This is a genomic window from Massilia sp. CT11-108 (assembly GCF_047302915.1).
Lineage (GTDB): Bacteria > Pseudomonadota > Gammaproteobacteria > Burkholderiales > Burkholderiaceae_D > Telluria > Telluria orientalis.
In genome coordinates, this window is record NZ_JBKYMO010000364.1 from 1 (window position 1) to 5,928 (window position 5,928).

The following is a 5,928-nucleotide window of genomic DNA, read 5'->3' on the forward strand; positions in this document are numbered from 1 at the left end:
GCTGGCCGGGGCCGCCGTCCTGCTCGGCGAAACGCTCACACTGGCCAACGTCGGCTTCGCGCTGGCCGTGATCGCGACCGTGGCACTGGGCCGGCGCATGCAGGTGAGGCGATAATGACTATGCATCCAGGCACGCCCACGCTGTCCGGCACGACGTACAATATCGGCTTTCTTTTCACACAACCCTGGGGAATCCATGTCCGTCTACGACAAACTCAACGCACTGAACATCACCCTCTCGGCACCGGCGACGCCGGCGGCTGCCTATGTCATGTATGCACAGACCGGCAACCTGGTCTTCCTGTCCGGCCACATTTCCAAGAATGCGGACGGCACGGTGCACACCGGCCTGCTGGGCAAGGACAACACGACGGAACAGGGCAAGGCGGCGGCGCGCGCCGTGGCGGTCGACCTGATCGGCACGCTGCAGGCGGCCGTCGGCGGCGACCTGAACCGCGTCAAGCGCATCGTCAAGGTGATGAGCCTGGTCGCGTCGACGCCGGACTACACGGAACAGCACCTCGTCACGAACGGCTGCTCGGAACTGCTGGGCGAAGTGTTCGGCGACGCGGGCAAGCACGCGCGCTCGGCCTTCGGCGTGGCGTCGCTGCCCCTCGGTGCCTCGGTCGAGATCGAACTGATCGCCGAAGTGGAATAAACTATCGGCCTGCTACAGAAATTTAACCGGAGCATGCTTATCAGGCGTGCTCCTCTATTGAGAGAGCAGCCTACCCGGCGTGCTTTATAATGGCCGACGCACCATCGTGGCCCTTCCTGTGAGACCAGTATGAAAATCGAAAACCCCAATCCCATCCAGTGGCAGTTCTCGGAGCGTGCCCAGCAGCTGCAAAGCTCGGCGATCCGCGAGATCCTGAAGATCACCCAGCGTCCGGAGATCATCTCCTTCGCCGGCGGCCTGCCCTCGCCCGCCACCTTCCCCGTCGAACGCATGAAGGCAGCCTACGACAAGGTGCTCAGCGAAAACGGCAAACAAGCGCTGCAGTACGGACCGACGGACGGCTACGCGCCGCTGCGCGAATGGGTGGCTGACTACCTGTCCACGGAAGGCTCAAGAATCGTGCCGGAACAGATCCTGATGGTGTCCGGCTCGCAGCAGGCCCTCGACCTGCTCGGCAAGGTCCTGATCGACGAAGGCTCGCGCGTGCTGGTGGAAACCCCCAGCTACCTCGGCGCGCTGCAAGCGTTCTCGGTCTACCGTCCGGAATTCCAGTCGGTCGACACGGACGACCACGGCCTGGTGCCGTCGTCGATCGAGCCGCTGGCCAAGGGTGCACGCCTGCTGTACTCGCTGCCGAACTTCCAGAACCCGACCGGCCGCTCGCTGTCGATCGAGCGCCGCCGCGAACTGGTGGAAACCTGCGCCCGCCTCGGCCTGCCGCTGATCGAGGACGATCCGTACGGCGCGCTGTCGTACAAGGGCGAGCCGATGCCGCGCATGCTGTCGATGAACCCGGACGGCGTCATCTACATGGGCTCGTTCTCGAAAGTGCTGACGCCGGGTATCCGCCTGGGCTACGTCGTCGCCCCGCTGCCGCTCGTGCGCCGCCTCGAGCTGGCCAAGCAGGCCGCCGACCTGCACACCGCCACGCTGACGCAGATGGTCGTGCACGAAGTCGTCAAGGACGGCTTCCTGAACGAACACATCCCGACCATCCGCAACCTGTACGCCAACCAGTGCCAGGTGATGCTGGACGCGATGGCCGAGCAGTTCCCGGAAGGCGTGACGTGGACCCGCCCGGAAGGCGGCATGTTCATCTGGGTCACGCTGCCGAAGCACATCGACGCGATGAAACTGCTGGACCAGGCGATCGCCGCCCGCGTCGCGTTCGTCCCGGGCGCCCCGTTCTACGCCAACAAGCCGGAAACGAACACGTTGCGCCTGTCGTTCGTGACGGTGCCGCCGGAGCGCATCCGCGAAGGCATCGCGACCCTCGGCAAGCTGATCAAGGACCAGATGTAAGCCTTCGTTCCAGCCCGGCGGCAGCAATACCGCCGGGTATCGACAATTGTTGAACAGATCAGACAATTGTCAGTTGCGCAAAAGTTACAGATTTTTCCACTTGTAAAAGAAGTTGTTACCCCACGTCAGTGCTGCGAGGTGTATGATTTTGGACGCAATATAAACGTGCAGTCCTCGCAAAGCACCGTATGACCAACCCAGTGCCCGTGCCGCTTGCCGACCCGCGCAAGCCCGCCATCCTCATCGTCGACGACGCGCCCGACAACCTCGGCACGCTGCGTTCGATGATGCTGCGTCAAGGGTACCAGACGTTCGTCGCCACTTCCGGCGACCGCGCGCTGGACATCGCCCAACGCGTCAAGCCGGACCTGATCCTGCTGGACGTCGTCATGCCCGGCATCGACGGCCTGGAGACGTGCCGCCGCCTGAAGGCGCATCCGGCCACGACGCGCATCCCAGTGATCTTCATGAGCGCGCGCGGCGAGACGGAAGACATCGTCGCCGGTTTCGACACGGGCGCCGCCGACTACATCCCGAAGCCCCTGCGCCTGGAAGAAGTGTGCGCCCGCGTGCGCGCCCAGCTGCGCCTGCGCAGCGGCAGCGACACCCAGTCGGAACAGACCGACCGCCTGCGCATGATCGTCAACAGCATGGACCAGGGCCTGCTGATCGTCGAGGGCTGCGGCCGCGTGCAGTACGCGAACCCGGCGTGCGACCGCTACCTGGGCTATGCGCCGGAAGAGCTGGTCGGCCAGTCGCTGAAGGATCTGCTGGACTGCAAGGAACCCGGCTGCTGCGAAGGCCTCGATGCGATGGTCTACGGCACGCGCGAAGTGAAGATCCGCCACCGCGATGGCAACCTGCGCGCGATGGACCTGACGATGACGCCGATGCATGCGGCGGACGGCCTGTTCGTCGTCCTGCTGCACGACATCACGCACCACAAGCAATCCGAGGACGCGCTGCAGCGCGCCGCGATGCTGGACCCGCTGACCAAGATCGCCAACCGCCGCCACTTCGACGCCTTCCTGGACAAGGAATGGCACCGCGCCATCCGCAACGCCCAGCCGCTGTCGCTGGTCGTGCTGGACGTCGACCACTTCAAGCTGTACAACGACACGCTGGGCCACGCGGCAGGCGACGTCTGCCTGCAGAAGGTCGCGCAGACGCTGCAGGACCACGCCGCGCGCCCGACCGACCTGGCGGCCCGCTACGGCGGCGAGGAATTCGTGCTGCTATTCGCCGAGACGCCCGCGGAAAACGCGGCGCTCCTGGCGGAGATGATCCGCGCGGCCGTAGCGGCGCTGGAAATCCCGAATCCGGGTTCGACGACGTCGACCTGGCTCACGGTGTCCGTGGGCGTGGCGACGATCGTGCCGACGCAGCTCGATGCGGTCGACAACCTGTTCGTGTGCGCGGACCGCGCGATGTATGCGGCCAAGGCCGGGGGGCGCAACCGGGTGGAGTCGACCATTGTCGGGGCGGCGTGGGATGTCGTGCACGACGCGGCGGTGTTCTGAACGCGCCCTGAACGCCCGTGGGCAGTCCCATGCAGTCCTGCAGGCCTAAACGACCGGGCCTCCCCGCGCCCGCGCATAAATGCCGACCGCTTTGCCGTATATCTCGGTGTCCGCTTCGTAAGTCAGGCCAAGGCGTTGGGCGACGCGCAGCGACGATTCATTGGCTGCGGCGATGACGGCGCGGACTTTCGGTTCGCGCCGGACCTCGAGCGCATGGTGCATGGCGGCCGCCGCCGCTTCGTTCGCGAATCCGCGGCCCCAACATTCGCGATAGGTATTCCAGCCAAGCTCCATCACGGCGGAATCCTCGCGAAAGAACGCGCCGACGCTCCCGACGAGCCGACCCGTCGCCTTTTCCTCGACAGCCCACCACCCGGCACCGTGGATGAGCCACAGGCCCGCTTGCGAACAAAAGATGCGCCAGGCGGCATGGCGGTCGGCCGGGACCAGGTGGGCCGCGCTGACCGGGTCGGCCAGGTGCGCCGCGAATGCGTCGAAGTCCTCGCGCCGGTATGCGCGCAGGAGGAGCCGTTCCGTGTGAAGGTAGGGAACAGAAGTGATGAAGTCGGTATTCTCCGGGGAATCGGTCGGATCGTCGTTCACAGCCACTCCACAGGGTAACTCGGAAGGCCCAGTGTATGAGCTAGGGCTGACGCCCGTCAACGCTGCGGATACCCGGTAATCTCCGCAATCTCCCGATACAACGGCTGCAACTGCCGATACATCTTCAAATAGACCTGCCGGTACAGCCGCTCGTACACGTCGCGATGCGCCGGCACCGGCTCGAACACCCGCCCCACGCGCGTCATCGCGCCGATCGCCGTGGCGAAATCGCGGTGCAGGCCCAGCCCCACGGCCGCGTCGATGGCGGCGCCCAGCCCGGACGTCTCGTACACGTGCGGGCGCGACGTCGGCAGGCCGAAGATGTCGGCCGTCAGCTGCATCGCGCAATCGCTCTGCGATCCGCCGCCGGACACGCGCAGTTCCGTGATCGCCACGCCGCTGCGCTTTTCGATGCGTTCCTTCCCCTCGCGCAGCGCGTACGCGAGGCCTTCCAGGATCGCGCGGTACACGTGCGCCCGCGTGTGCACGTCGCCGAAGCCGACGATCGCGCCCTTCGCTTCGCGGCCCGGCACGCGGATGCCGGGCGTCCAGTACGGCTGCAGCATCAGCCCCATCGATCCGGGCGGGACGGAACGCGCCAGCTGGTCGAACAGCTGTTCCGGCGCCACGTCTTCCGCCAGCGCGCGCTGCTGTTCGCGGTGGCCGAACTGCTCCTTGAACCAGTTGACCATCCAGTACCCGCGGAACACCTGCACCTCGCTGCTGTACGCGCCCGGGATCGCGGCCGGATACGGCGGCAAGAAGGGCGTCACCTCGACGTAGCGCGTGCCCGTCGTGTTGATGGTCGCCGTCGTGCCGTAGCTGAGGCATCCGACGTGCGGTTCGCGGCAGCCGGCACCGATCACTTCGCAGGCTTTATCGGCCGCCGCGGCCAGCACCGGCGTGCCGGCCGGGATGCCGGTCGCGTCGGACGCATCCCGGCCGATCTCGCCCAGGCGGTCGCCCGGCTCGACGAGTTCCGGCAGCATGCGCGGCTCGACGGCCAGCGCCTGCCACTTCCAGTCGCGCGGACCGGCCCAGCGGCGGCGCTTGTAATCGAACGGGACGTATGCGACCTGCGAGCCGGACGAATCCGCGAAGCGTCCGCACAGCCGCCAGTTCAGGTAGCCGGACAGCAGCAGGAACTTGTCCGTCGCGGCCCATACGTCGGGCTCGTGCGCGCGGATCCAGTTGATCTCCGCCTCGCCTCGAAAATAATCGATGGTGCCGTCCACGCGCGCCAGCTTGAACGCCGTGCGCCACCACCACGAGAGCGGCGGAACGGTGTCGGTGTGGCGCTGGTCGAGCCATGTGATCGCGGGCCGCAGCGGCCGGCCGTTGCGGTCGAGATTCACCACGGTGCCGCGCTGCGTCGTCACGGCCACGCCGGCGATGGCGTCGCGCCGGACGCCGGGCTGCGTCCACAGGCCCTGGCATGCGCGGCACAACGCCTGCCAGTAATCCTCGGGGTCGTGCTCGGCCCAGCCGGGCTGCGTGGAGAAATACGGGTCCAGCATCACCTGCGATTTCGCGACGATGTTCCCGGCGAGGTCGAACAGCAGCGCGCGCACGCTCTGGGTGCCGTTGTCGATGGCGAGGATCGTCGTCGCGTCGCAGTTCTTTCTAGTCTTCATGTCGCAAACCGTGGTGAAAGGTCCAGTGCGCGCGGTACGCGGCGTCTTCCTGCGCCCAGCGGGCATCGTCCCAGCCGAGCTCCGGCTGGCAGATGGCGCGGATGCGGTCCATGTGCGCCGTGCCGCCGTCGCGCAGCAGCAGGCCGAGGCGCGTGCGGCGCAGCAGCAGGTCGTCCAGCCGGCGGACGGC

The 5,928-nt window shown here is 66.7% G+C and carries 6 protein-coding genes; 3 read left to right on the top strand and 3 right to left on the bottom strand.

Translation table 11 applies throughout. The annotated features are described in order from the left end of the window. The first annotated feature begins 196 nt into the window (after positions 1–196). The 3 genes from ACEN88_RS22900 (at position 197) to ACEN88_RS22910 (ending at position 3,501) form a co-directional block, all read left to right on the top strand. A complete protein-coding gene (locus ACEN88_RS22900) occupies positions 197–658 on the top strand; it encodes a RidA family protein (protein WP_413343327.1) in 462 nt (153 codons plus the stop codon). Between the two features lie 129 nt (positions 659–787). Further along, positions 788–1,981, top strand: coding sequence for a PLP-dependent aminotransferase family protein (locus tag ACEN88_RS22905; protein WP_413343329.1), 1,194 nt, complete (start codon positions 788–790; stop codon positions 1,979–1,981). A 188-nt stretch (positions 1,982–2,169) separates the two neighbouring features. Beyond that, positions 2,170–3,501 (top strand): diguanylate cyclase, encoded by a 1,332-nt coding sequence (locus tag ACEN88_RS22910; protein WP_413343331.1) that lies wholly within the window; start codon positions 2,170–2,172, stop codon positions 3,499–3,501. Positions 3,502–3,546: 45 nt separating this feature from the next. Here ACEN88_RS22910 and ACEN88_RS22915 read toward each other — a convergent pair whose 3' ends face one another. The 3 genes from ACEN88_RS22915 to ACEN88_RS22925 form a co-directional block, all read right to left on the bottom strand. After that, the gene (locus tag ACEN88_RS22915; RefSeq protein WP_413343333.1) at positions 3,547–4,104 is read right to left on the bottom strand and encodes a GNAT family N-acetyltransferase; all 558 of its coding nucleotides are present in this window, start codon (positions 4,102–4,104) and stop codon (positions 3,547–3,549) included. A gap of 56 nt (positions 4,105–4,160) precedes the next feature. Continuing rightward, positions 4,161–5,738, bottom strand: a complete 1,578-nt coding sequence (locus ACEN88_RS22920) for an FGGY-family carbohydrate kinase (RefSeq protein ID WP_413343334.1) — start codon at positions 5,736–5,738, stop codon at positions 4,161–4,163. Continuing rightward, on the bottom strand, positions 5,728–5,928 hold a 201-nt coding region (locus ACEN88_RS22925; protein WP_413343336.1), incomplete at its 5' end, for a glycerol-3-phosphate dehydrogenase C-terminal domain-containing protein. The genes ACEN88_RS22920 and ACEN88_RS22925, both read right to left, overlap by 11 nt.

Coding starts and splice junctions, on each gene's coding strand:
- ACEN88_RS22905 (WP_413343329.1), top strand. CDS start 788: ATGAAAATCGAAAACCCCAATCCCATCCAGTGGCAGTTCTCGGAGCGT.
- ACEN88_RS22900 (WP_413343327.1), top strand. CDS start 197: ATGTCCGTCTACGACAAACTCAACGCACTGAACATCACCCTCTCGGCA.
- ACEN88_RS22910 (WP_413343331.1), top strand. CDS start 2,170: ATGACCAACCCAGTGCCCGTGCCGCTTGCCGACCCGCGCAAGCCCGCC.
- ACEN88_RS22920 (WP_413343334.1), bottom strand. CDS start 5,738: ATGAAGACTAGAAAGAACTGCGACGCGACGACGATCCTCGCCATCGAC.